Below are 24,855 nucleotides of genomic sequence, written 5' to 3'. Positions count from 1 at the left end.
TCCCTTATTTACCATTTCCCATGACCCTCTCCCCTACTCTGCGGCCCTGGCTGCTGGCGGCTCCGCTGCTGGGCCTCGTGTTTACGGCCTGCCAGCCCGGCGGCAGCTCCAAAGCCACCGGCCCCGACCTCATTCAGGCCAACCTGGATACCACCGTGCGTCCCGGCGACGATTTTTACACCTACGCCAACGGAGCCTGGTTTAAAGGTCACCCCATTCCGGCTTCGGAAAGCAACTGGGGTATTGGCAAAGAAGTGCAGAACGAGGTGTACGCCCGCCTGCGCAAGCTCAACGAGGACGCGGCTACAACCAAAGCCACCGTCGGCTCGGTGCAGCAGAAAATCGGCGACTTCTGGGCCACGGGCATGGACAGCGCCACCATCAACAAGCAGGGGGTAGCACCGCTGAAACCTGAGCTGGACCGTATTGCCGCCATGCAGTCGGTAGCCGATGTGCAGGCCGCCATTGCCCGTTTGCAGCCCCTGGGCGTGAATGCGCTGATTGGTTACTACGTGGGGCAGGACGCCAAGAACAGCGAGAAAATGGCGCTGCAACTCTGGCAGTCGGGCCTGGGCCTGCCCAACCGTGACTACTACTTTAATAAGGACGCCCGCACCAGCAACATCCGCCAGGAGTACAGCCAGCACTTGACCAAGATGTTCGGGCTGCTGGGCCAGGATGCGGCTACGGCCCAGGCCAACGCCCAGCGCGTAGTGCAGTTGGAAACCAAGCTGGCCGCCGCCTCCCGCAAGCTCGAAGCCCTGCGTGACCCCTACGCCAACTACAATAAAATGCCCGTTTCGGGTCTGGACAAGCTCACGCCCGGCCTCAGTTGGAAGCTCTGGCTGGCCCAGATGCAGTTGAGCAAAGTAGATACGGTCATCGTGGGCCAGCCCGAGTTCTACCGCGAAGCCGGCCGCCTGCTCACCACTGCGCCCCTCGCCGACTGGAAAGCCTACCTGCAGTGGCAGCTGGTGCACGCCTACGCCGGCACGCTCAGCCAGGATTTCGACAACGAGAACTTCCGCTTTTATGGTACCGTGCTGCAGGGCGCCAAGGAGCAGCGGCCCCGCTGGAAACGCGTGCTCGATGCCGAGGAAAACGCCATGGGCGAGGTGCTGGGCCAACTGTTCGTGAAGGAGTACTTCACCCCCGAAACCAAGAAGCGCTACGAAGACCTCACCGAAAACGTGGTGGCCTCCTTCCGCGACCATATTCAGCAGCTGGACTGGATGAGCGACTCCACCAAGCAGAAGGCCCTGGTAAAGCTCACCAAAATCACCCGCAAAGTAGGCTACCCCGATAAGTGGAAGGATTACTCCTCCCTGAAAGTGGACCGCAGCTCCTACGCCGCCAACGTGATGCGCGCCAACGAGTGGGCCTACCGCTACAACCTCAGCAAGCTGGGCAAACCCGTGGACCGCACCGAGTGGGGCATGACGCCCCAGACTTACAACGCCTACTACAACCCCAGCAACAACGAAATTGTGCTGCCGGCCGCCATTTTCGCCATTCCCGGCCTGATTGACGCCAACGCCGACGACGCCATCATTTACGGCTACGCCGGGGCCAGCACCATCGGCCACGAGCTCACCCACGGCTTCGATGATGAGGGCAGCCAGTTTGACGAGAAGGGCAACCTGCGCAACTGGTGGAGCAAAAAAGACCGGGCCGCCTTTCAGCAGCGCGTAAACGGCATCGTGCGCCAGTTCAACGGCTACACCGTGCTTGATTCGCTGCACATCAATGGCAAGGCCACGGCCGGCGAAAACATTGCCGATTTGGGCGGTATCGTCATTGCCCTGGATGCCTTCAAGAAAACTGAGCAGTACAAGAAGGGCGAGAAGATTGGCGGCCTCACGCCCACCCAGCGCTACTTTCTGGGGTACGCCTTGGGCTGGCAAACCCACCAGCGCGACGAGCGGCTGGCCCAGGCCATCCTCACCGACGTGCACTCCCCGGCCCAGTTCCGCATCAACGGCCCCTTTGCTGATGTGCCCGAATTCTACGAAGCCTTCAACGTGAAACCCGGCCAGAAACTTTACCTCCCCGATTCGGCCCGGGTGAAAATCTGGTAGGCTGACTTTCTAAAATTGAAGCAAAAAAGCCTTTCTGCGCAGTGCAGAAAGGCTTTTTTGCTTTCGATCTGGCAGCTGGAAGCCGCCGGCCCGGCACGCTTACTGTTTTGGGCGGGCCATGAATTGCTCCAACCCTTCACGGGCAGTTTTACGCACTTTGTCTTGCAGAAACCCCGACCAGCCTAGCAGCCAGCCCATTGGCCCCAGCGCCTGCCGCGACCAACGCCAGAAGCTGAACTCATCGTGGTGGGTGCGAATGAGGCCGTCTTGGAAGGTGAAATGGGCCTGCACGTGGTTGTGCACTTTGCGGCGGGTTTTGCTGAAAGTATAGCGGGCATCCCAGGTGGCGCGGCCGCTGTGCTCATCGGCCCACACGTCGTTGTAGGCCAGGCGCAGGTCGCCGCCCCGCTCGCAGAGCATCCGCCACATCAGCCCGATTTCGGTACCCTTCAGCTGAAACGCGGCATCTTCGAACGTAGCTTCGGGGTGGTAGCAGGCGGCCATACCGGCATGGTCGCGGCGCTGGAAGGCCTGGTAGAAACGGTTGAGCAGGGCTTGGTGCGGATGCATGAGACGGGTGCCCGGTAATTGGGGCCATCAAAGCTACCCAAAAAGGCCCAACCCTTGTGCACTCATCCCCTGGTCACTGAGCTTTGCCCACGAGCAATACTCCTTTGGTCAAGCAACGAAAACCAACGCCACAGAAATGCATTATGCAGTATTATGCAGCATTTTACAAATTCATTATGGCGCGTAGGCAACGGTTTTTCCGGGGCTGTCATCTGTACCCTCAGATGTCTCACTTTAACTTCTGCACGATATGAAAACGCTCCGGTTTCTGTTGCCTATTTTGCTCATGGCCTTGGTAGTACTGTCGGCCTTTCGGGTAGCCGGCACCCGCGAAACTCGCTCCGTGGAGGCCTTTAGTGCCGTGAGCCTGGGCGGCTCCATGAAGGTAGTACTTCGCCAGGGTAGCCCCCAGAAGGTGGAGGTAGAAGGTGAGGCCGAAGATTTGGCGTACCTGGAAACCGTGGTAAGCAACGGCAGCCTGCGCATCGGCACCAAGAAAACCAGCGGCAACAATTGGCATACCTACAAAGGCAGCGTAACGGTGTACGTGACAGTGCCCAGCATTAAGGCGCTGAAAGTAAGCGGCTCGGGCAGCATCAACGCCGCCGATGCCATCAAAGCTGACAAGCTGGACCTAGGCGTAAGCGGCTCGGGTAGTATTATTTTGAGCAGCGTAACAGCCGACAAAATCAGCTCGGCGCTTTCCGGCTCCGGCTCCATTCAGGCTGCTGGCGTGGCCCCCACTCAGGAAATCAGCGTGAGCGGCTCGGGCGGCGTTCAGGCTCCCAAGCTGCAAAGCAAAACCTGCAGCATCAGCATCAGTGGCTCGGGCGGCTGCCGGGTGCAGGCTACCGAACTGCTGGAGGCCAGCATTGTGGGCTCCGGCGACGTGTACGTGACTGGCAACCCGCAAGTAAAAAGCTCGGTGGTGGGCAGTGGCCGCGTACACCGGCAATAGAGTCTGCTTATTCAATGGTAATAGTAAACAAACTGCCCTGCTGGCTAAGCCAGCGGGGCAGTTTGCCGTTGAGGAAGGTAGTAGGTGCTACTCCCGCACTAGCCGCTGGGTAAGCACACCCCCCGCCGAGGTAATCCGGCACAGGTACACGCCCTGGGGCACGCTCGTTAAGTCAAGCGGTACTTCCTGCACCTGCGCAGCCGGTAGCTGGCGCCTCAGCACCACGCCCCCCCGGACGTCCACTATTTCCAGCGTAGCCGCAGTGGCCTGGGGCAGCTCTACCCGCACTATCACCGTGCCCTGGTTGGGGTTGGGGGCCAGCGTGGCGCGGGCAGCGAGGCTACCCCGGAAGGTTACTGACACCACTGCCGACAGGGCTTCCGTACCATCCTGGTCTACCTGGCGCAGGCGGTAGTAGTTGATACCGGTCAGTGGCGTGGCATCCAGGTAAGCGTAGCGCTGGTGCTGCTGGGTAGTGCCTGCCGCTGCTATTTTGCCCACTGGCTCAAATACCTGCCCGTTGCCGGAGCGCTCCAGCACAAAGTAGGCGCTGTTCAGCTCCTGGGCGGTTTCCCAGGTGGCAGCTACGCCAGATCCTTGGGCTACCGCCCCAAACCGGGTGAGCGTAACGGGTAGTGGGGCGTTGGAGGTGGTAGTACACAAGCCTGCTGCGGGTACCAGCTGCTGGCTTATTCCGGCCTCCGGGCTGGCGTACTCCAGCCGCAGCGTGTTGCTGCCAGTAGCCTCTCCGTACAGCACCAGCATATCGTGCAGGCCCGCCGTGAGTTGCACGGTGGCTGTAATTGTAGTAGCCGGGTGAATGCCGCCGTTCTGGATAGTGGCCGAGGTTAGCGTGGGCGTAGTAGCCAGCGCCGCATTATCCAGCCAGAGGTAGGCTCCGTCATCGGCGGTGAGGTAGAAGGTGTAACTGCCAGTAGCAGGAACAGTGATGCGCCCCCGAAACCGGGCGCTGAAGTTGTTAGGGTCCTGGGTGGGGCCACTGGCTGCGCCGGTGAGGTTGCCCCAGCTGGCCGTGCTGCCAAAGTTGAGTACTTGCACGTTGCGGCTCTGGGCCGGAGTAGCGCTGGTAAAAAAGGCCGGATCATCGTTGAAATAGCCCGGGAAGAACTCCGCGTACAGGCCCGAGGAAGCTTCCACCCCGCCCCCATCGAGGCCGGAACAACCCGCGGGCGAGCGGGCAATTATCTGCACCTGCAGTGCCCCCTCAAACACGGTACTGCCCCCGGCATTGCGCGCGGCCACATCCAGCTGGTAGGTATCCTCTGGCACGGTAGCATCAACCAGCACCTGCCCGGTGGTGGCGTTGATGGTAATACCAACGGGCAGGCTGGCAGCATTGGTAAGCACATAGCTGGTAACTGGCGAAGCGCTGGTAACAACCGGTACTGCCGAGGCCGCCTGCGTTTGTACAGTTACCCGCAGGGCATTGGGCGAATAGCGCAGGGCCGTAGGCAAAGGCAAAGCCGGCTGCACCGAGCCGCAGAACGCGGTGCTGGGCACCACCTGCCGGGCAATGCCCAAGCCGGCACTTTCATACTCTAGCCGAAGCACGTTATCCTGGGCATTGTCGCCGTAAAGCAGTAACAGGTTGTGCAGGCCGGCGCTTAGCGTTATGGTTGCGGCAACGGTAGTAGCCGGGTGCAGGCCGCTGTTGTCAATGGTAGCATCGGCGCGCACGGCCGGCGCAGCCAGCGCCGCATTATCCAGCCAGAGGTAGGCCGCGTCGTCGGCCGTGAGGTAGAGGGTGTAGCTGCCGGCCGTGGCAATGTACAAGCTCCCGCGCAGGCGCAGGCTAAACTGCTCGGGGTTTTGCTGGGTACCGCTTGCCACGGGCAGCAGGTTGCCGAAACTGTCCGGACTGCCAAAATCAACGGTAGGCTCAGTGCGGGTGAGGCCCGGCGTTGCGCTAGTAAAAAAGGCCAGATTATCATCGAAATAGCCCGCGAAATACTCCGCGTACAGCCCGGCCGAAGCGGGTTCCCCACCGGCATCGGTACCACTACATCCACTGGGCAATGGGGCTGTTACCTGAAACCGGAATACATTGCGGAAGGTGCTGGTGCCGTTGGCATTACTCACGGCCACATCAACGTCGTAGGCCCCCTGGGGCACGGTAGCATCAGCCGTCAGTACGCCGGTAGTGGCATTTACACTAATGCCCGCTGGCAGGTCGCTGGCGTTGCTCAAGGCAAATCCGGTGGCCGCCGCACCGCCATCATCTACTACCGGTGTGCCAGAACCGCGCGTACTTCCTGTGGGCAGGGCCCGGACAGCCGGACTGTAGCTGATACCCTTGGGAGGAGAAGGCTGGGCCACCAGGGCGGTGCACAGAGCGTTGGTTGGCACTGGTTGACGCGCAATATTGGGACCTTCGTATTCCCATACCAGCGTGTTCTCGCAGCAGTCTTCCCCGTACAAAATCAACACGTTATGTCGCCCGGCCGGAAGCGTAAGGGTTACTGAGCGGGTGGTAGCCGCGTGGCGCCCCCCGTTGTTGATGGCCGCCGCGCTTACCGCTGGCGGTAGCGCCAGCGCTGCATTATCCAGCCAGAGGTAGGCCGCGTCGTCGGCCGTGAGGTAGAAGGTATAGCTGCCGGCCGTGGCAATGCTCAGGCTGCCACGCAGGCGCAGGCTAAACCGTTCGGGGTCCTGAGCTGAGCCATCGGAAACCGGTAGCAGGTTGCCGAAGCTGGCGGAGGTTGTGAAATTTACGTCCGGCTCGGTGCGGCGTAGGCCTACGGGGTGGTTGTTGTCGGAGAAAAAGCCCGGATCATCTTCGAAATAGCCCCGGTAATACTCCGCGTACAGCCCACTACTGGCCGGCTGCCCACTGGGGTCGGTACCGCTACACCCGGGGGTTTGCGCGTTGGCAAACGTAGTGACAAACAGGCTTGCCGCCGCTATCAGGTAAATCACCCGTTTGAAATGCGAGAGAGAAGAGATTTTTGTCATCTTAAGATGATTTTATAGAATAAAGACAATACAATTCATACTATTGAAGGTAGCAACTATTTTATATTTTGCAACTTTTTTTATTTTTTATTGTATTAATTAAATAACAGTGTTTATATTATTCCGTGTTACTTGTAAGTGGGCAGTGCATATGCAAAGGCGTAAAGCTGATTTATATATCTAATTTATTTTATATTCAGGATTTAGCTATAGACCCATGCATATGCATACTGCCCCCGCCTTATTGGCCTTGGAGGCACAACAAAGCGGGGGCAGCGCCCAGGCAACAGCCGAGGTAGCGGCTAGAAATCAAACAGCCCCTTGCGGCTGCCGTCCTTGGCCTTCGACTTTTTCTTGTTTTTCTTCTTGTCGCCGAACAGCCCATCGAACACGCTTGACTTGTCTTTGATGAGCACGTAGCGCACGGAAAGGGCCGTTGGAAACCGGGCCCAGTCATCGGAGTTAATCTCCACGGTGGGCTTGAAATCGAGGCTCAGCACCAGCGGTACAAAGGCAACTTTGTACTCTACTCCCGCCAGCGCATCAAAGCCCCCAAAGCCGCCCGTATCCTTGTTGCGGCCCAGGTGCCCGCCGGCCCCAAAGTAGTAGTTCAGGCTGGGACCCAGAATGCCGAAGTGTCGCTCGGCCAGCACCGTGGCGCTTACTTCCCGGGAACCCACCAGGGCCAGGCCTTCCAGCGTGGTTTTCTCAAGTATTTTTTGCTGCACCGTGAGGCCGTAGTTGTTTTTACCCAGCCGCAACCCGGCCGCCGTGTGGTATTTCTGGGCCTGCGCGGCCGGAGCCAGCAGTGCATCTGCACCGGATACTACTAGCAGCAGTGCCCCTGCCCGAAGCCAATTGTGAAACGTCATAATCTTGTTAGTGCGGCCCTGAACCCGGCCCTGGGTACCGCGTTCAACGAATTGCGGCTGCGCAAAGTACGGGCCCCTGCCGGAATAGCCACCGACTTTCTGCAAAGGCCGTACCTTGCCGCCTCTTTTTGCTCAGCACCACCTCCAGTACATACCGTGTATATTCACCACGTGGCGGCGTACCTGCCCACCGACATTATCACCAACGAACATTTTACCCGCCTCAACGGCCTTTCCCACGAGTGGATTACGGAGCGCACGGGTATTCGGGCCCGTCGGAAAGCCAGCCCCGGTGAAAACACCAACACGATGGCCGTAGAGGCCACGCGCCGGGCTTTAGCGGAGGCGCCCACCTTTTCGGCCTCATCTATTGAGCTGATTGTGGGCGGCACCTACACTCCCCACGACACCATCTATACCGTGGCCCACGCCGTGCAGCGGGAGCTGAACGTATCCGATATTCCGGTGGTCAGTATTTCCTCGGCCTGCTCCTCGCTACTCAATGCGGTGGAAATTGTGGAAGGCTATTTTGCCCTGGGCAAAGCCAGCCGGGCGCTGGTGGTGGTAAGTGAACACAACACAGCCTACAACAACGACCTTGACACCGTAGCGGGCCACTTGTGGGGCGATGGAGCAGCGGTGCTGCTGCTTTCCAAGGAGCGTATTTCGGAGCAGGACCTACGGGTGCAGTCCATCCGGACGGGCGGAGCCGGCAATGTGGGCAAGGCCGACCAATCGGTAACGCTGAAGCCTGTGGAGCGAGGCATTGTCATGCCTTTCGGCAAGGACGTATTCATCCACGCCTGCACCTACATGACGCGCGTAACCCAGCAGATTCTGGAGCAGAACAACCTGGGCATCGACGACGTGACCTTCCTGATTCCGCACCAAGCCAACCTGCGCATCACCAAAAACGTGCTGCAGCAGCTGGGTCTGCCCGAGGAACGGGGCGTATCCAACATTGAGGAGCTGGGCAACACGGGTTGCGCCGGGGCCGCCATTGCCCTCGCCGATATCTGGGGCCAGCTGCACCCGGGCAACCACATTGTGGTGACAGTATTTGGGGGGGGCTACTCCTACGGGGCTATGCTGCTGGAGCGCTAAGCTTCTGCCAATATATGCGGTCAAGAAAAAGTCCTGCTACCCGGCAGGACTTTTTCTTTGAAGCCGTTTAGGAAGTCGTAAAAATTAACAGAACGTCATGCAGAGCCGGAGGCGAAGCATGACGTTCCACCACTTTCTAAACAGCTTCTTTGTATGATTTCCGCTACTCCGTAACTACGAATGGCGTGGTACCGTCGCGGCCGTTGGTATCGGTCCAGCGGATAAGGTAGTAACCGGCACGTAGCGGGGGCGAGTTGATGGTCGTTATGTTCACCCCCGGCAGGTACTCGAAGCGGGTACCGCCCAGGTAACGACCCACCGCATCGTAAAAGCGCACCACTACTGCGCCGGCAGCTGCCCCGCCCACATACTGTAGGTTTATTGGGCCGTACCCATTTACGGGGTTGGGGTAGATCAGCAGGGAGGTGGCGGCGGCGGCTTCGTCGGTTACACCCATGGGCAGAGCCGCATCCAGGGAGCCATCGGGGCGGCGCACCCGCAGGCGGTAGTAGCTCAGACCCGGCCGGGGCTGGGCATCCACGAAACGGTACTGCCCTCCCCCGGCCCCGGCAGCTACCGTAGCCACGGCTTGCCAGCCGGCCGTCGTATCGGCAGAGGCCCGCTCTACTACAAATCCGCTCAGGTAGCATTCCTCCCGCGTGGTCCACTGCACTGTAACCCCGGAGCCGCTTGCCAACACAGCGGCCTGGCTGGTAAGTGGGGCTGGCAACATGGGCGAGGGTCCACAGATATCGGGCTGAAAACTGCGGGTACGCAATATGTAGCGCCCCCCGGCAATGTCGCTGCTGGCGGCCAGGGTGCGGCTGCGCTGGCCCCGGGCAATGGCAAAGTGCATTACGGCCGTAGGCAGAATCAGGTGGGAGAGTTGCTGGGCGTGCCCCAGCTCGTGCACGGCTACCGACTCAAAATCCAGTTGCGTTACGGAAGGATTGGCCGGCCCGAACTGCCAGGCAGCGGCGTCATCAAATTGGGTGTCTACTTCCTGCACGTAAAATACCACGCTGCCATTGGCGCGGTAGCACCCCCGGTAGTAGCTGGTGGTGCGGCCCAGTACCCCGCTGGGCAACTGCCCGCCGCCATCAAAGCCCACCGAATTCTCGCCGTCGTCGGCCACCCCGGATTTGGAGCGGGTAGTGCCCAAGGTCCAGTTAACGCCGGTTTGGCAGCGCCAGGTAGCCAGAGCCCGTTGCCAGGAAGCAGCAGCGGCCGTGTTGCTGGCAAAGTCGGGGTCGAGGCGGAAAGTCATGCCCCCGGCCCCATCGAAATTGCGGTGCCCCGGCACGGCGCGCTGGCCAGTGTTGGTATCCAGCACGTTGGTGGCCGCATACACAATAGTAACCGAGCCGAGGCTTACCGTGGCCAGCTGCCCACTGGTGGTAACGCGCACAGGACCGGTGCCGGCCGGGTTGCGGCCGGCGCTCAATGAGGGAACCCGCACCTGAATGCGGGTATCCGTCCAGCTCAGGTAGTCATCATCATTGACTTTGGTATAAGTTGCGCCCCCATCATCAGCATTGCGGAACTCTACACTGCCCGTGCCCCGGGTGCCCCCGAAACCGGAGCCGGAAATAGTAAGCACCGCGCTGGTGCCGGCCGTGAGGCTGGCCGGCGAGAGGGTGGTAATAACCGGCGCGGCCCCCTTGGCAGCCGCAGCCGGCTGACGCAGCTGCTGCAAGGCGGCATCCAGGCTTGGGTTAGCCTGCACCAACTGCGGCGCGTCCCCGGCTACTGCACTGTAAAAGGTGGCATCCGTGAGCGAGTAGCGGCGAAAGGGCTCGGCGGCCGTGCCAGCCCGAACATCGTAGCGGATAAAGCCCTGCTCACTGCCGTAGGCCTGCCACTCACTGCCGGCGGCAAGACCAGCAAAAGCAGCCGGCTCCAGGTAAAACACACCTTGCTCACCGGGTACTAGGCTCAGGGTGTTGGTAAGCTGTTGCCGCTCCAGGCCCACAGTTCCCCCCTCCGTTATAAGGGTAAGCGTGGGTTGCGCTGGCCCTTTTAGCTGCTTGAATACCCGCAGCTGGTGCCGGGTAAATATCCGCCCGTTCTTCCCCCGAAAGCCGACTACATCCAGCACCTCGGCCTCTACAATGCGGCTGGCCCGGGCAGTGCGCGCGGCTGGGTCTAGCGGCACTAGCAGACAATGCGTTTCCGCAGGTACCAGGGTCTGAGCCGTGAGGGACAGGGGCCGGAACCAGCAGGCTGCCAGTGCCAGAGCAAGCGTAAAAATTGTACGCATCATATCATGCAGGAGTAAGGCACGGGGCCGAAGGTAAAGTACAGGAATTACGAATTATTGCCGGCCCCAGACGCCGCTTCTTCGCATTTATTCCGCATAAGGCAACCATTGCGGGCGAGGTAGCCTCCTGCTGCTACATTCTACCTTTTTCCCTATTTCTATGCGTATGCTTTCCCGGGCTCTGCCAATGGGCCTGTTCTGTTTATTGACTACGGCGGCCGCGGCCCAAACCACCGACTCCGCTACCACCACACCTACCCTCGGGATCAGCCGAAAAACGACTGAGCCCGGCAACGGCCCGGGTACCCTTATCAAGGTAGGCACTGGCCTCACCCGGGGCCTTAGCAGCAGCTACTGGGGGCTGTCGGTGCCGGTAGTGGTGGGGGCCGAGCATCACCTCACTCCAGCCTTGAGCGTGTACGGCAACGGTTTTGCCGGCGTCAAAATTGGGCGCAGCAACCGGCTCTCCGATGGCTCCCGCTCCTCCCTCATCGGCGACTACGGCTTTGATGTAGGCGTAAAGTATTACTACAACCAAGAAAAGCGCCGGCAGAAAGGGCGGGAAACCGGCCCGTTCGTGGGTAACTATCTGTCGTTGCAGTCCAGCTCCGAATTTACCACCGCCAGCTTCCGCACCCCCTACAACTACTCCACCCTCACGGTGCAATGGGGCATGCAGCGCCGCCTAGGCAAGTACGGCTGGTTTGATGCCTACGTGGGCGCGGGCCTGGGCCGGGATGCGGGCTACACCTATTACGATTACACCGGCCCCAGGAGGCAGGCTCCGCAGCTCGGCATTGCCACGGAGCTGGGCATTAAGTTCAGCTTGGGAAAAGTAGTGAAATAGTGAGATGGTGAAACGGTGAGTGTGACGGTCTATTTGCCCCACTTGCTCAGCCTTAGCCGCCAGAGCATCAAACTCACCATCTCACTATTTCACCACTCAAAACAAGCTACCCTGCACCGCCTGCGGAATAACCCGGGGCGGCTGCACGGCCATGCCCGTCAGCTCGTGCAGGCGGTGCAGGAAATGCTCAGCCCAGATGGGGGAGTGCATGATGTCCTTTTGATGCACGAATACATACGCCGTGTGCAGCCCCGCCTCCAGCCAGCTGGCCAAGCGGGCAGCCCAATCATCGGCCCGCTTGAAGTCGGAATCAATGAGGGCGTGGCCGTTGATGCGTAAAAACGCCACGGGCGTAGTTAGGCGCAGATGCAGCACGTCGCGGCGGCCGGCCACATCACTCAGCACTAAGGGCTTGTTCAGGGCTTCCAGCATGGCTGCTACTGAATCCAGTAGGCCTCTGTCAGCAAACCAGGCGGGGTGGCGCAGCTCTACAGCCAACGGCACGTAGGCCGGAAAATCCAGCAGGTAGCGCTCCAACCGAGGCAGATGCTCGGGGCCAAAAGTGGGCGGCAGCTGCAAAAACGCGTGCCCCAGCGTGGGCCCCAACCCTTCAATAGCCCGGCAGAAGCTCTGCGTGAGGTCGTCGGCGTTGTAGAGGGCCCGGTCGTGGCTGATGATTTGGGGCAATTTGGGGCAGAAGCGGAACGTAGCCGGTACCGCATCGCGCCATTTGCGCACGGTGGGGGCGTCCGGAATCCGGTAATGGGTAGTATTCAGCTCAATGCTATTGAATTGCCGGGCGTAATGGTGCAGGTAGTCGGCATCCCGGATACCCATGGGGAAGTAGCTGCCCAGCCAAGCCTTATTGGTCCAGATGGGGCAGCCCACATACACGGCCGGGGGTGCCGGTTGGGCAGGCAGAGCCCGGGCCAGTACCCCGGCCGTATCGGGGTGGTCGGGGGGCAGGCGAAAGTTAACGTAGCGCAGGTCGGAAAGGCGGCCAAAATCCATACCCGAAGGTACGGCAAAACCCCGGCTCCCGGCTACAAGCTCGCGCCAAGGCATGGCCGGTATCGAACACATAGTGCTTAGCACATTTCCGCGACTTTTGCAACCTGCCTTTGCCCTGGCATCCGTACTACATGACAAAATTTTTTAAGCGGCGGATAGTCGCATTTTCTCAAACAATTAGCACTGGTATAAAAAGAGTGCAAAATCCATCTTAACGAAACACAATACCCTTTTTATGAGCTTTCGATTCAATAATTTAAATGCAAAATTTCTTCGAAAAGATCAATTTATAAAGTTAGTGCAAGCCTAATACGGTTGGAACGGGGGAGGTGATTTCTGGGGGGCGTCTAGATTTGTCGCATTCACCAACCAAGAGACTTTATGAAGTTGACTGTACGACTGCATCTCTCGGGCTTGATGATGAGCCTGCTACTGGTACTGCTGACAGCCTTCTCGGCCTCAGCAAGCGCGCGGCGGGCAAGTGAGGATGAAAAAGCCCCGGCTGCGGCCGTAAAAAAGACATCGACCATGCGAGGCCGCGCCTCCTGGTACGGTCGTGAGCACCAAGGCCACCGCACCAGCAATGGGGAGCGGTTTGACCGGAACAAGTACACCTGCGCCCACAAAACCCTGCCTTTCGGCACCAAATTGCGGGTTTCCAACCCCGAAACCGGCAAATCGGTGGTGGTGCGCGTTACGGACCGGGGCCCATTTCGCCACCAGCGTATTCTGGATCTGGCGGAAATTGCCGCCCGTCCGCTGGGCATTGTTACCCACGGAGCCGTAGCAGTGGTAGCGCAGGTAGTGGACCCAACCACGCCCCTTGGCCCCACCGAGGCGCCGGAGAACCTGGCCCTGCTGGCTGCTGACTCCACTATTACCGCTGATATTCACACCAATATTGTGGCCGGCGAAACCGAAGCAGCCGATGTGGCCCTCACGCCCGAACCCGCCGCTACCTACATTATCCAGGCCGGCACCTTTGGCGACCCACGCAATGCCCGCGCCGTGATGGACAAGATTCAGAGCGTAGAGCCCAAGCTGCTGGTTACCACCGTAGCCACCACCACTGCAGAGGGCCGGGCCCTGAACCGCGTAGTAGTGGGCCGCTTCGCCACCCAAGCTGAGGCCGATGAGGTGCGGCTCCGGCTGGCCCGCGTGGGCGTGGCCGGGCTGGTCCGGCAGGGCGAGAACCTGTAAGCACGGATTCAGCTAGCTCGTCCGGAGTTAGACCTGATAGAAGCATCTTCCGCTAGCGGAGGATGCTTCTGTTTTTTAACGAGAACCGGGTTTCGCATCATCAATTATTCCGGATAACTTCAGCCAGTTTCCACCTATCCTATTGCACCTTTCTATCATGTATAAGCCTGTTTTGCTGATTGCTGTGGCCTGTTTGTTACTTCGGAACGCTGCGGTAGCCCAAAGCACTACCACTAAAGGCACCCGCGTACTGGGAGTTTCTGTCGGCAGCCTGTTTTTCCGGTCCGAGGCCAGCACCTCCGCTTTTGATGTGGCACTTGAGCCGGTTGCGGGAGTGTTTTTCGCCAACAACTGGGTCGTGGGCGTTGCGTTGCCGGTAGAGTACCACGCCTTCCGCTACAAGCGAACTGACGAGCATCACAACGAACTGATAACGGGCGTGGCGCCTTGGCTGAGGTTTTATCTTCCTTCCTAAAGCCGGCACCGGGTATTTGGGGAAGCGCAGGTCGGGGCTCTGTACAATGCTTACTGGGGGAAGCAGCCAGTGTACGACCCGCTGGGCATGCCCGTCGTCGACAAATTTAAAGGCCACAACTTTGGCGGATTCGTGCGCATTGGGACCGGCTACTCGTATTTCCTGACGCCGAATGTAGCCGTTGAAAGCGTGGCGGCCTATCAGCAGGGCGGTTTCACGTCGGGCTACGATGGTCTGAAGTTGAACATCGGCCTGCGGGCCTACCTGGCCCGGTAAGCTACCTCAGCTGCGTCAGAAACCGAAGCATTTGCTACCTTCCGCTCCCGCGAAACTGGTTGGCAAATGCTTCGATTTCTTCCGGGCACCCTGGTGCTCCTCGTTACGCTTACCCTTGCCTGGGTAATGAACACCAAGCTGGGTATTGCGCCGCCCGTGGCGCGTCTGCTGAGCCCATACCGGGGTTTTTGGCAGAATGGCGAAACGCCCGAAGATTTTCCCGAGAGGCAGACCCTGCACCTGCCCGGCCTGCGCCAGCCGGTGCGCGTGCGGTTCGATGACCGGCGGGTGCCCCACATCTTCGCCCAGAACGACCATGACCTGTACTACGCCCAGGGCTACCTTACGGCCCGGGACCGGCTCTGGCAGATGGAGTTTATGACCCGGGTGGCGGCGGGCCGCATTTCGGAAGTGGTGGGCCCGCGGGCTCTGGAGTACGACCGGTTTCAGCGGCGCATGGGGTTGCCGTACGGGGCCGAAAACTCCCTGCGGTCCATGCTGAAAAACGATACGACGCGGCTGGTGCTGGAGTCGTACTCAGCGGGGGTGAATGCCTACATCAGCCGCCTTTCGCCCAAGGAGTACCCGTTTGAGTACAAGCTGCTGGATTACGCCCCCGAGCCCTGGCAGCCCCTGAAGTGCGCGCTACTGCTGAAGCTGATGGCCTGGGACCTGAGCGGCCGCTCCGACGACCTGCGCCTGAGCAACATCCTGAATAAATACGGCCCGAAGGTGACGCAGGACCTGTTCTCCGATTACCCCTTCCGCGAAGACCCAATTGTGCCCGCCGGTACGCCTCTCGATTTCAAGCAGCTGCCGGTACCGGCCACACCGCCTTCGTTCACGGCGGCCTTGTCGGGGAAGGTGCCCGAGCGGGAGCCGGATGCCGAGTTGGGCTCCAACAACTTTGCCGTGGCGGGCAGCCGCTCGGCCTCGGGCCTGCCGCTGCTGGCCAACGACCCGCATTTGCAACTCAACCTGCCCAGCATCTGGTACCAGGTGCAGCTGCACGCGCCCGGCCAGAACGTGTACGGCGTAACCATTCCGGGTGCACCGGCCGTGATTATCGGCTTCAATGAGGATGTAGCCTGGGGCGTGACCAACGTGGGCGGCGACGTGCTGGACTGGTACCAGCTCAAATTTCGGGACGCAGCCAAACGGGAATACTGGCACGATGGGCGCTGGAAACCGGTGCGCCGGGTGGTGGAGCGGATAGCCGTGCGCGGCTTCCCTGACCGCCTCGATACGGTGCTTTACACCCACCACGGCCCCGTGGTGTACGACCACGACGAGAAGCCCTTCAACCCGCAAACGCCCACCCAACACGCCATGCGCTGGACGGCCCACGAGGGTGCCGATGAGGTGCTGGCCTTCGTGAAGCTCAACCACGCCCGCAACTATGCCGACTACGACCGGGCCCTACGCACCTACGCCTCCCCGGCCCAGAACTTCATTTTTGCCAGCAACCAGAACGATATTGCCATCCGGCCCAATGGCCGCTACCCGCTGAAGTGGCCCGAGCAGGGCAAGTTTATTCTGGATGGCACCGACGCCCGCACCGACTGGCAGGGCTGGATTCCGATGACCCAGACGCCGCGGGTGCAGAACCCGGCCCGGGGCTTCGTATCGTCGGCCAACCAGCACTCGGCCGGGCCCGACTACCCCTACTACATCGGCTGGGACTACGCGCCCTGGGACCGGGGCCACCGCATCAACCAGCAGCTGGCCAAGATGCACCGCGCCACCGCCGACACCCTGCGCGAACTGCAGAACGATAACCTCGGCATCAACGCCCAAACCATGCTGCCGTGGATGCTGGCTACCATAAAAGGTAACAAGATGACCGATAACTGCTATATGCCGCCAGTTCCGGACTCGCCAGAATATGCGGCAGTGCGGGCGTTGGAGAAATGGGACTACCACTACACCACCGATGCCGTGGCCGCTACCATCTTCGATCTGTGGTATCAGGAATTGGTCAAGCGGCTCTGGGATGATGATTTTGGTAAACAGGCTACTGGGCTGGAAATGCGCCCCCCCTCGCAAGACCGAACGAATCGGTTGTTACTTACCCAATCGGGTAATCCGGCTACTTGCTTTCAGAATAGCAGCCCCTGGGTTGACGACCGGCGCACACCCAAGAAGGAAAACGTGCACGACCTGCTGGCGGCGTCCCTGCATTTCGCCGTGGATTCGCTGACCCGTAAGTTCGGGCCGCTGGGGCCGAAGTGGGGCTGGGCCAACCAGAAAAGCACCGACATCAACCACTTGGCCCAGCTGGCGGGCTTTGGGCACCAGGATATTGTGTGCGCCGGCAGCCGCGGCACCGTCAATGCCACTACCCCGCGCAACGGCCCCTCCTGGCGCATGGTGGTGGCACTGGGCCCGCAGGTTCGGGCCTACGGCATCTTTCCCGGCGGGCAGAGTGGCAACCCGGCCTCCCGGCACTACGATGATATGCTGGAAAGCTGGCGCGTGGGCAAGCTCGACGAGCTGGTGTTTCTGCGCGCCGCCGACGAAAACCACCCCCGCCTGCAGGCGGCCTGGCGGCTGGAACAGTAACGCAGTATAGTGCTGGTTCCGTGCGTATCTTGCTCAGCTGACCCTATCCTGTCTCCGCTTCTATCTGACTTCAGAAATGTCTTTACCGTGTAGCCGCTCTGTGTGGCATCGAATAGTATTGGCAGCTTGCCTCACGGGAGCAGCCGCACCAACAGTGCAAGCTCAAAAAACCACCAAAAAGCCGGCTACTGTTACTAAACTGTCACCCACGCCGCGCATTTACAGCCTATATGAAGTGCAGACGCGGCCCGAGTACGCGGAGGGCGAATACGCGCTACGGCAGTACCTGCGAAGCCAGCTGCGCCAGCCGGCCGCCGTGAAGGCAGGCAAGGAGCGGGGCACGGTAACGGTCTACTTCATCGTGCAGCCGGATGGTCGCCTCACCGACGCCTTCATTGCCCAGGGCCTCAGCGCGGCCAGCAACGCCGAGGCCCTGCGCCTGGTACAGGCCATGCCCCGCTGGCGTCCCGCCCGTTACCAGGATAAGCCCGTACCCGTGCAGTATCCGATTTCCATTCTGTTTGAGCCCCCGGTTCAGACAGTGCCCGACTTGTCGGGTTTGCAGAACGAGAGGCGGGTGGTGGAAGAGGTACTGGAGAATAAGATATACACCTACGTAGAGCAGATGCCGGTATTTCCGGGCGGGCAGGAGTATTTGGTGAAGTACGTGCAGGCGAGTTTGCGCTACCCGGCGGCGGCCGTTGCCAACAAGGTAGAGGGCCGGGTGTTTGTCCGGTTTGTGGTGCAGCCGACGGGTCAGGTAGATAACGTGGAGGTTATAAAAGGCCTGAGTGCAGGCTGCGACGAGGAAGCGGCGCGTGTTATCAAAGCCTTGCCGCCCTTTGAGCCCGGCAAGCAGAATGGTCGCTTAGTTGCTGTGTCGTATACACTGCCCGTCACGTTCAGTCTGGAAAGCACCCCTGGCGCTCCGGGCGTAGCTATTCCGCCCTTGCCCACGCTGCCTAAGCCCGAGGATAAAGTGTACACCTACGTGGAGCAGATGCCCGCGCTGGCTGGCACCACTGAGGCCACCATTGCCTCGGCCCTACAGGCGGCCGTGGTGCTGCCTAGGGAAGTTGTGAAGGGAGATAAGGAAGGCCGTGTGTACCTGAGTTTCGTGGTAAACCAGGATGGCCAGACCGAAGACGCCAAGATACTGCGGGGGCTGTGCACGACCTGTGATGCCGCTGCCCTGGCGGCCGTGGCAAAGCTGCCCCGTTTGGAGCCTGGCAAGCAAAATGGAGAAGCGGTGCGCGTACAGCTGACGCACACAGTACAAATGTTCGGTCCCAACCACGTATTCGAGCCCCGGGAGGCGGTAACGCAGGCCAGCTTTAACGGGGGCGGCGTGGCCCTGCGCCAGTATTTCACGGAAAAGCTCAAGGAGCCCAAGGTACTGGCCCAAGAACAGCTGCGCGGGGCGGTGGAAGTACGCTTCGTGGTGCAGGCCGACGGCAAAATTGGGGCGACCGAAGTGGTGCGCCCCCTCTGCCGCAGCTGCGACGAGGAAGCCCTGCGCCTGGTGCGCGCCATGCCCACCTGGACCCCGGCCCGCGACGCCTCCGGCCAACCCATTGCCGTGCGCCAGGCCGTACTTATTCCCATGCCCGCCCCCGAGCTGCCCCGCAAAGCCGGCATCGACAATTAGGTCTTCCCCACTCCCCTTCCTATGAAAAGTACTCTCGCCTTGCTCCTGCTCATTTTTCTGGGGAGTGTGTTATTGCAGTTGGCGCTGCCTTGGTGGAGCGTAGTGCTGCTGTGTTTGGCGGGAGGCGCGTGGTGGCGGGTTTCGGCCGGGGAGGCTTTCTTGGCGGGACTATTAGGGGCGGGCTTAAGCTGGTGGTTGCCCGCGGCCTGGCTGAACACCCATGGCGCGGGCCTGCTGGCTGCCCGCCTAGCTACGTTGCTGCCCCTGGGAGGCCAGCCCTGGCTGCTGGTAGCAATAAGTGGCCTGTTGCTGGGTTTGGTGGGCGGCCTGGCAGCCTTATCCGGGGCCTTGCTACGCAGAGCCATAAAGCCCGCAGTAGTCCCCGCTAATCAGTCTGCCCGCAACCTCGGCTAAGCTTGGGCGCATCCTTCCGCGCACCATGCTCAGCTACAGAAAAAGCCCGGCCGCAACGAGTACGACCGGGCTTTTTCTGTAGCTGAATACGTTTTTAATACTGCGAGATAAAGGCAAAAGCCTGCAGCGTATACGTAGCCACCGAGCTGAAATGGTTGCCTCCCTGGATGGGCCGCAGCGTTACCTGCGTGGCCCCCTGGGCGCGCATGGCGGTATAAGCATCCTGGGAGTTGAAGTAGGGTACGTAATCATCCTGGGTACCGTGGAACAGGGCTACCGGGGCTTTGGGTTTCCAGTCGTAGATGTCGTTATCCGTAAGCGAGGCCGTCAGGGCGGCGTCCGAGCTGGTGGTTACCGCCTGCCGGAACGCGGGAGCAAACAGGGCGCTGGCTTGGGCGGGCACTTCACTGAATGGGTTGGCTTGCAGGCGGCTGGCGTAGGGCTCCTGGTAATAGTAGGTAGCCGGCCGGCCCAGCTTGTACACGCGGTTGTAGGTATCCAGCACCCATACGTAGGTGCTCAGGAAGTTGAGCGGCTGCGTGGAGCTCATGATGTACTTGGCAAACGCCGACTTATGATAAGCCCCCGCCCCCGGGGCACTGGCCGCTACCGGCAGCTCCGTGGGGTATTTTTCCTCCAGGTACTTGTGCAAAGCCATGGTGGCGTACCCGCCCTCGGAGTAGCCCAGCAGAAAGTTCTTCTGATTGACGCTGATGTTTTCCTTCTTACAGAATTCGCGGGCCGCCCGCAGCATATCGGCCGAGGCCGAGGCCAGGGAAGCAGCGTGCTCATACGGATGCGGCAAAGCCTTAGAGGCCCCGTAGCCAATGTAATCGGGGGCCGACACCACGTAGCCCGTAGCCGCCAGCACTGATACCGCCGACCACAACTCGCTGCTCTGGCTGTAATATGAAGGCGCCCGGTTCTCGTCATCGGGCCGGATGGTGCCGTGCTGGTAGCTGATAACGGGCAGGGCCGTAGTGGCTACCGGCACCAGCAGCGCCCCGGAGGCCGTTACCGCTTGCCCGTCGGTGTTGCGGGTGGTGTAGGTAAGGCGGTACACCTTCACGGAGTAGCGGGCCAGAGAGCCGACCAGCGGAATATCCTGCACCCGCGCCGCTAGTTGCGCCGGTGTGTACTCACCAAGGAGCGCGCTGCCCGTGAGCACGGTGGCCGGTACCGCAGTTTCAGGAGTAGTAGGTGCGGGTGCCGGATCGGAGGCCGAGCTTTGACAGCCGGACCCCAGCCACAGCGTGCCTATCAAGCCTAACAAGCCCATTTTGTACGTGTGCGCCAAGGTGCGCAGCCGGGAAATTACTATCACAAGCAGTTGATTAGCTGAATTCTGAATCCAGCCTTACAACGCTGTACTGAGGCTTTCTCGTTCCGGCTGGCTGAAGAGTTATTATGCAGCAAATTTTTTCAGCTAAATAATTAGTTTATTAACTAAATAATTAGTTATATTAGCTTACTCATTCACCCAGACATATATGGCAGAGAATAATTTCCCGGAGCTGACCCGGGCCGAGGAACAGGTAATGCAGGTGCTTTGGCAGCGCGGGCCCTCTTACGTTAAGGACGTGGTGCCGGAGCTACCCCCACCCACGCCAGCCACCACCACGGTTTCTACCATTATCCGCATTCTGGAGCAGAAGGGCTTTGTGGACCACGAGGCTTTTGGGCGCACCCACCGCTACTACGCCTTGGTAGCCCAGGATGAGTACCGCCGCTTCTCCTTGCGCAAGCTGCTGGGCGGCTACTTCGGGGGCTCCTTCACGCGCTTGGTGTCCTTCTTCGCCCAGGAAGAAAACCTGGACGCGGCTCAGCTGGATGAATTGCTCCGTCATGCCCAGGCTTCTACTCCAACTCCTCCCGCCAATGAGCCCGACCCTACTTCCGAGCACCACGCCTGAGTTGCTGGGCTGGCTGCTGCAAAGCACCCTGTGCCTGGGGGCCTGCTGGTTGCTGTACCGGTATGCGCTGCAGCAGGAGCGGTTTTTTCACTACAACCGCCGCTTTCTGCAGTTTACGCCCTGGCTGGCGTTACTGCTGCCGCGCCTGGTGGCGGTAGCTCTGCCTCACCTGCCCACCTGGTGGCCAGTGGCGGCCAACCAGGCCTCGGGGGTACTGAACGGGGGCCTACTGCCGGGCCCCACCGTGCAGGCGGCGGGCAGCGCGCTCTATAGTTTGCCTCAGTGGCTGCCTTTGTTGTACTATGCGGGGGTGCTAATCCTGCTGCTGCACCTGGGCGGGCAGGTGCTGCACTTGTGGCTCAGCACCCGCCAGCTGCCGCGCGAGACGCGCTCCGGCTACGTATTGGTGCATACCGGCGGGCAGTGCCCCACCAGCTCGTTTGGGCGCTGGGTGTTCTGGGATGAAACCGTCCCGCTTACGCCCGAGGAGGTCCGTACCGTACTGGCCCACGAAATAGCTCACGTCCGGCAGGGCCACACCGCCGAGAAATTGCGCCTGGAGCTGGTGCGCGCCTTATTGTGGCCGGTTCCCTTCGTGCATTTTTTCCCCAAAGCCCTTACGCAGGTGCAGGAGTTTATGGCCGACGCCCAGGCCCTGCACACAGTAGCTGCCCCCGCCAACGGCGCCCCGGCCGTGTACTCCGGGTTACTGGCCCGCCTGGCGCTGCAGTCCTTTCAGCCCGACTTACCGCTTACCCATTCTTTCACTCAATCCCTCACCCTTACCCGTATCCGTATGCTTACTCAATCTGCCCCCGCACGCCGCTGGAAACAGTGGCTGCTCTTGCCGCTGGGCACGGCCCTGCTAGCGGCCACCGCTGCCTGCGAAAAAGCCGGCGAGTTGCCGCCCCCGCCCCCACCTACCATCGTGGCCGATGCTGCGCTGGCTCCGCCGCCGCCCCCACCACCAGCTCTCTACGAAGGTGATGGGCAAACTCCTCCCGGTTATCCCGGGGGCATGACCCAACTACTGGCTGACGTGATGAAGCGGGTCAAGTATCCGGCCGTTGCTAAAGAGGCCAAAGTGGGCGGCACTGTTTTCGTGCGGTTTGTGGTAAGTGAACAGGGCCTCATTCAGGACGCAGAGGTAATGAATACCCCTAAAGGGCCCAGCCCGGCTGTAGATGCACTAAAATCAGAAGCCCTGGCGGCCATTAAAACGCTACCCGGCCGCTGGACACCCTGCCTACGCGACGGGAAAGCCGTAGCTACCCGCTATACTATTCCTGTGCAGTTTTCCTTAAAATAATCTACTATTCAAGTAGTTACCTAAACAGCTGTTCACTAGTAAGTGGGCAGCCGTTTGGCGTTAGGGCCGTATATTAGCCCCGAGTGCCCGCTAATACTGCGTCGCTTGAGATGTTGGGCGCAGTGATTATGCTAGGGCCACTGCTTGTTTTATACGGATGATCTGGAAGAGAAAAGAAGCTACGCCCCCTCAGTGGTTATGCCGCTTGCTGGTGCTGGGTAGCTTGCTCAGTAGCATACTGGTAACCGGCTGTGAGCCCGCCCCGCGCCAGCCTACCGCCACCGAACTGGCCCGGCAAAAGCGCCAGGCAGTGCGCTATGATTCGCTCCGCGCCGATTCTATAGCTCGGACCGGGGGGCAGCTGTCGGGGGCCGTGCTGCCCGATAACCGCATTGTGGCTTTCTACGGCAACCCGCTGCACAAGGCCATGGGCATACTGGGCCAGTACCCCAAGGAGGAAATGCTGCGCCGCCTCCGCTACCAGACCGCCCAATGGCAGCAGGCCGACAGCCTGCCGGTGCTGCCTGCCCTGCACATGACGGCCGTTATTGCCCAGCGCGACTCCGGGGCCGATGGCAAGTACCGCCTGCCTCTGCCCGACAGCACTATCCGGCGGGTTATCCGCTGGGGGCAGGAGCACCGGGCCCTGGTGTTTCTGGATGTGCAGGTGGGCCTTTCCGACTTGCAGCACGAGCTGCCGCCCCTGGCCAAGTACCTGCGCCTGCCCTTTGTGCATCTGGGCATCGACCCCGAATTCTCCATGAAATCGGGGCGGCGGCCGGGTACGGAAGTGGGCGAGTTTGACGCGGCCGATATCAACTACGCCCGCCAGTTTCTGGCCCGGCTGGTAAGTGAAAACCAATTGCCGCCCAAGGTGCTGGTAGTACACCGCTTCCGCCAAGATATGGTGACCAACTACCAGAACATTCAGCTGGACCCGCGCGTGCAGATTGTGATGCACATGGATGGCTGGGGCACCCCCCGCATCAAGCGCAGCTCCTACCGGAAATTCATTAAAAAGGAGCCCGTGGAGTACACCGGTTTCAAGCTGTTCTTCCGCAACGACCAGCGCCCCGGCTCCCGGCTCATGACGCCCCAGGAAGTTGTTAGCCTCTCGCCCGCCCCGCTTTACGTGCAGTATCAGTGAGAAGGGAGTAGTGAACTTGTGAAGGGTGTACTTGTAAGCTGCGCCCCTGCTTGTCAGGGCCTATGCGGCCTGCGCCACTGGGGTACCCGTTTCACAATTTCACAAATTCACAATTTCACCTTTGAGAAACCCGTACCTTCGCCGTGTTTCCTGACTTCAATACCTTTCCACTCAGTGTCTTATTTCCGGACCTTCACCCGCCTGACGGCCCCCGCGCTGGCTTCCCTGGGCCTCGCCTTTACCCTCACCACCCTGCCCGGCTGCGGCTCCCGCTCCGGCACCGACTCGGAAAATGCGGCCGTGGTAGCCGACACCACTAAGCCTGCTGTGGTTGACACGGTGAAGCTGAAAATGGAAGCCATGCGCCGCGACTCGCTCAAGGCCGACTCCATCGCCAAGAAAAACGGCCAGCTGCCGGGTGCTATCCTGCCGGGTCACCGCATTGTGGCTTTCTATGGCAACATCCGCTCGAAGGGCATGGGTATTCTGGGCCGGGAGCCGAAGGAGCAGATGTTCCGCAAGTTTGAGGGCGTGCTGAAGGAATGGCAGGCCGCCGACCCCAGCATTCCGGTGCAGGCCGCTTTGCACAACGTCACCATCACGGCCCAGGGCACGCCCGGCAAGGATGGCAAATGGCGCCTGATGAACTCCAAAGCTACCATTGAGGAGGTACTAAGCTGGGCCAAGGAGCACAACTGCATTCTGTTCCTGGATGTGCAGCCGGGCCACAGCACCCTGCAGGCCGAGCTGCCCAAGCTGGAGCAGTACCTGAAAGACCCCATCGTGCACCTGGGCATCGACCCGGAGTTTTCGCTCTCCACCATGCCCGGCGTGCGCCCCAACCAGAAAATCGGGACGCTGGATGCCAAGGACGTGAACTTCACGGTGAACTTCCTGGCCCGCATCGTGAGCGAAAACAAGCTCCCGCCCAAAGTGCTGACGGTGCACCGCTTCACCCGCAAGATGATCAGCAACTACAAAAACATCAAGCTGGACCCGCGCGTGCAGATTGTGATGCACATGGACGGCCACGGCGAACCGACCCTGAAAAAGGACTCCTACAAAGCCTACATCCAGAACGAGCCCGTGCAGTACACCGGCTTCAAGCTGTTCTACGAGTACGACGCCCGCCCCAAGCCCCACCACATCATGACCGCCAAGGAGGTGCTGGCCGAGTTAACGCCCAAACCGCTGTATATTCAGTATCAGTAGGTGGTGAAATTGTGAAAGGTGAAGTT

Annotated in this window: 20 protein-coding genes; 14 read left to right on the top strand and 6 right to left on the bottom strand. The window is 60.4% G+C overall.

What is annotated here, in order from left to right; translation table 11 throughout:
- Window positions 1–20: 20 nt before the first annotated feature.
- On the top strand, window positions 21–2,078 hold the full coding sequence (locus ROI90_RS10285) for a M13 family metallopeptidase (RefSeq protein WP_315998258.1): 2,058 nt from the start codon (window positions 21–23) through the stop codon (window positions 2,076–2,078).
- A gap of 99 nt (window positions 2,079–2,177) precedes the next feature.
- On the opposite strand, the gene ROI90_RS10280 is transcribed toward ROI90_RS10285, so the two are convergent.
- Window positions 2,178–2,648, bottom strand: coding sequence for a nuclear transport factor 2 family protein (locus tag ROI90_RS10280; RefSeq protein ID WP_315998257.1), 471 nt, complete (start codon window positions 2,646–2,648; stop codon window positions 2,178–2,180).
- A gap of 250 nt (window positions 2,649–2,898) precedes the next feature.
- Here ROI90_RS10280 and ROI90_RS10275 point away from each other — a divergent pair, with 250 nt between their 5' ends.
- Window positions 2,899–3,606 carry a head GIN domain-containing protein gene (locus ROI90_RS10275; RefSeq protein ID WP_315998256.1) on the top strand — a complete coding sequence of 236 codons (708 nt, stop codon included), beginning with the start codon at window positions 2,899–2,901 and terminating at the stop codon, window positions 3,604–3,606.
- Window positions 3,607–3,693: 87 nt separating this feature from the next.
- Here the strand turns inward: ROI90_RS10275 and ROI90_RS10270 are convergent, their stop codons facing one another.
- Window positions 3,694–6,579, bottom strand: coding sequence for a PA14 domain-containing protein (locus ROI90_RS10270; protein ID WP_315998255.1), 2,886 nt, complete (start codon window positions 6,577–6,579; stop codon window positions 3,694–3,696).
- Between the two features lie 302 nt (window positions 6,580–6,881).
- Window positions 6,882–7,451: a hypothetical protein gene (locus ROI90_RS10265; RefSeq protein WP_315998254.1), complete on the bottom strand. Its 570-nt coding sequence runs from the start codon at window positions 7,449–7,451 to the stop codon at window positions 6,882–6,884.
- A 156-nt stretch (window positions 7,452–7,607) separates the two neighbouring features.
- On the opposite strand from ROI90_RS10265, the gene ROI90_RS10260 reads away from it, so the two are divergent.
- The gene (locus ROI90_RS10260) at window positions 7,608–8,555 is read left to right on the top strand and encodes a 3-oxoacyl-ACP synthase III family protein (protein WP_315998253.1); all 948 of its coding nucleotides are present in this window, start codon (window positions 7,608–7,610) and stop codon (window positions 8,553–8,555) included.
- A 163-nt stretch (window positions 8,556–8,718) separates the two neighbouring features.
- Here ROI90_RS10260 and ROI90_RS10255 read toward each other — a convergent pair whose 3' ends face one another.
- Entirely contained in the window at window positions 8,719–10,818 is a 2,100-nt protein-coding gene (locus ROI90_RS10255; protein WP_315998252.1) for a matrixin family metalloprotease, read from the bottom strand.
- Window positions 10,819–10,975: 157 nt separating this feature from the next.
- On the opposite strand from ROI90_RS10255, the gene ROI90_RS10250 reads away from it, so the two are divergent.
- The gene (locus ROI90_RS10250) at window positions 10,976–11,662 is read left to right on the top strand and encodes a hypothetical protein (protein WP_315998251.1); all 687 of its coding nucleotides are present in this window, start codon (window positions 10,976–10,978) and stop codon (window positions 11,660–11,662) included.
- Window positions 11,663–11,758: 96 nt separating this feature from the next.
- Here the strand turns inward: ROI90_RS10250 and ROI90_RS10245 are convergent, their stop codons facing one another.
- On the bottom strand, window positions 11,759–12,673 hold the full coding sequence (locus ROI90_RS10245) for a DUF72 domain-containing protein (protein ID WP_315998250.1): 915 nt from the start codon (window positions 12,671–12,673) through the stop codon (window positions 11,759–11,761).
- Between the two features lie 381 nt (window positions 12,674–13,054).
- On the opposite strand from ROI90_RS10245, the gene ROI90_RS10240 reads away from it, so the two are divergent.
- The 6 genes from ROI90_RS10240 (at window position 13,055) to ROI90_RS10215 (ending at window position 19,248) form a co-directional block, all read left to right on the top strand.
- Window positions 13,055–13,873: a septal ring lytic transglycosylase RlpA family protein gene (locus tag ROI90_RS10240; protein WP_315998249.1), complete on the top strand. Its 819-nt coding sequence runs from the start codon at window positions 13,055–13,057 to the stop codon at window positions 13,871–13,873.
- 157 nt (window positions 13,874–14,030) lie between these two features.
- On the top strand, window positions 14,031–14,348 hold the full coding sequence (locus ROI90_RS10235; protein ID WP_315998248.1) for a hypothetical protein: 318 nt from the start codon (window positions 14,031–14,033) through the stop codon (window positions 14,346–14,348).
- A gap of 69 nt (window positions 14,349–14,417) precedes the next feature.
- Entirely contained in the window at window positions 14,418–14,624 is a 207-nt protein-coding gene (locus tag ROI90_RS10230; RefSeq protein ID WP_315998247.1) for a hypothetical protein, read from the top strand.
- Between the two features lie 66 nt (window positions 14,625–14,690).
- Window positions 14,691–17,186, top strand: a complete 2,496-nt coding sequence (locus ROI90_RS10225) for a penicillin acylase family protein (RefSeq protein ID WP_315998246.1) — start codon at window positions 14,691–14,693, stop codon at window positions 17,184–17,186.
- A 154-nt stretch (window positions 17,187–17,340) separates the two neighbouring features.
- On the top strand, window positions 17,341–18,834 hold the full coding sequence (locus tag ROI90_RS10220; RefSeq protein WP_315998245.1) for a TonB family protein: 1,494 nt from the start codon (window positions 17,341–17,343) through the stop codon (window positions 18,832–18,834).
- A gap of 21 nt (window positions 18,835–18,855) precedes the next feature.
- Window positions 18,856–19,248 carry a hypothetical protein gene (locus ROI90_RS10215; protein WP_315998244.1) on the top strand — a complete coding sequence of 131 codons (393 nt, stop codon included), beginning with the start codon at window positions 18,856–18,858 and terminating at the stop codon, window positions 19,246–19,248.
- A 94-nt stretch (window positions 19,249–19,342) separates the two neighbouring features.
- On the opposite strand, the gene ROI90_RS10210 is transcribed toward ROI90_RS10215, so the two are convergent.
- Window positions 19,343–20,572, bottom strand: coding sequence for an alpha/beta hydrolase family protein (locus ROI90_RS10210; RefSeq protein ID WP_315998243.1), 1,230 nt, complete (start codon window positions 20,570–20,572; stop codon window positions 19,343–19,345).
- A 166-nt stretch (window positions 20,573–20,738) separates the two neighbouring features.
- On the opposite strand from ROI90_RS10210, the gene ROI90_RS10205 reads away from it, so the two are divergent.
- The 4 genes from ROI90_RS10205 to ROI90_RS10190 all read left to right on the top strand — a co-directional run bounded on the left by ROI90_RS10205 (window position 20,739) and on the right by ROI90_RS10190 (window position 24,829).
- On the top strand, window positions 20,739–21,161 hold the full coding sequence (locus ROI90_RS10205) for a BlaI/MecI/CopY family transcriptional regulator (RefSeq protein WP_315998242.1): 423 nt from the start codon (window positions 20,739–20,741) through the stop codon (window positions 21,159–21,161).
- Window positions 21,127–22,470 carry a M56 family metallopeptidase gene (locus tag ROI90_RS10200; RefSeq protein ID WP_315998241.1) on the top strand — a complete coding sequence of 448 codons (1,344 nt, stop codon included), beginning with the start codon at window positions 21,127–21,129 and terminating at the stop codon, window positions 22,468–22,470. Before ROI90_RS10205 ends, ROI90_RS10200 begins: the two co-directional genes overlap by 35 nt.
- 157 nt (window positions 22,471–22,627) lie before the next feature.
- Window positions 22,628–23,617, top strand: a complete 990-nt coding sequence (locus ROI90_RS10195) for a hypothetical protein (RefSeq protein ID WP_315998240.1) — start codon at window positions 22,628–22,630, stop codon at window positions 23,615–23,617.
- A gap of 174 nt (window positions 23,618–23,791) precedes the next feature.
- Entirely contained in the window at window positions 23,792–24,829 is a 1,038-nt protein-coding gene (locus tag ROI90_RS10190) for a hypothetical protein (protein ID WP_315998239.1), read from the top strand.
- Window positions 24,830–24,855 lie beyond the last annotated feature (26 nt).

Origin of the sequence: Hymenobacter endophyticus (assembly GCF_032464715.1) — a bacterium.
Lineage (GTDB): Bacteria > Bacteroidota > Bacteroidia > Cytophagales > Hymenobacteraceae > Hymenobacter > Hymenobacter endophyticus.
Note: the sequence above shows the minus strand (reverse complement) of the source record. Positions and strands in the feature narration are given on the sequence as shown.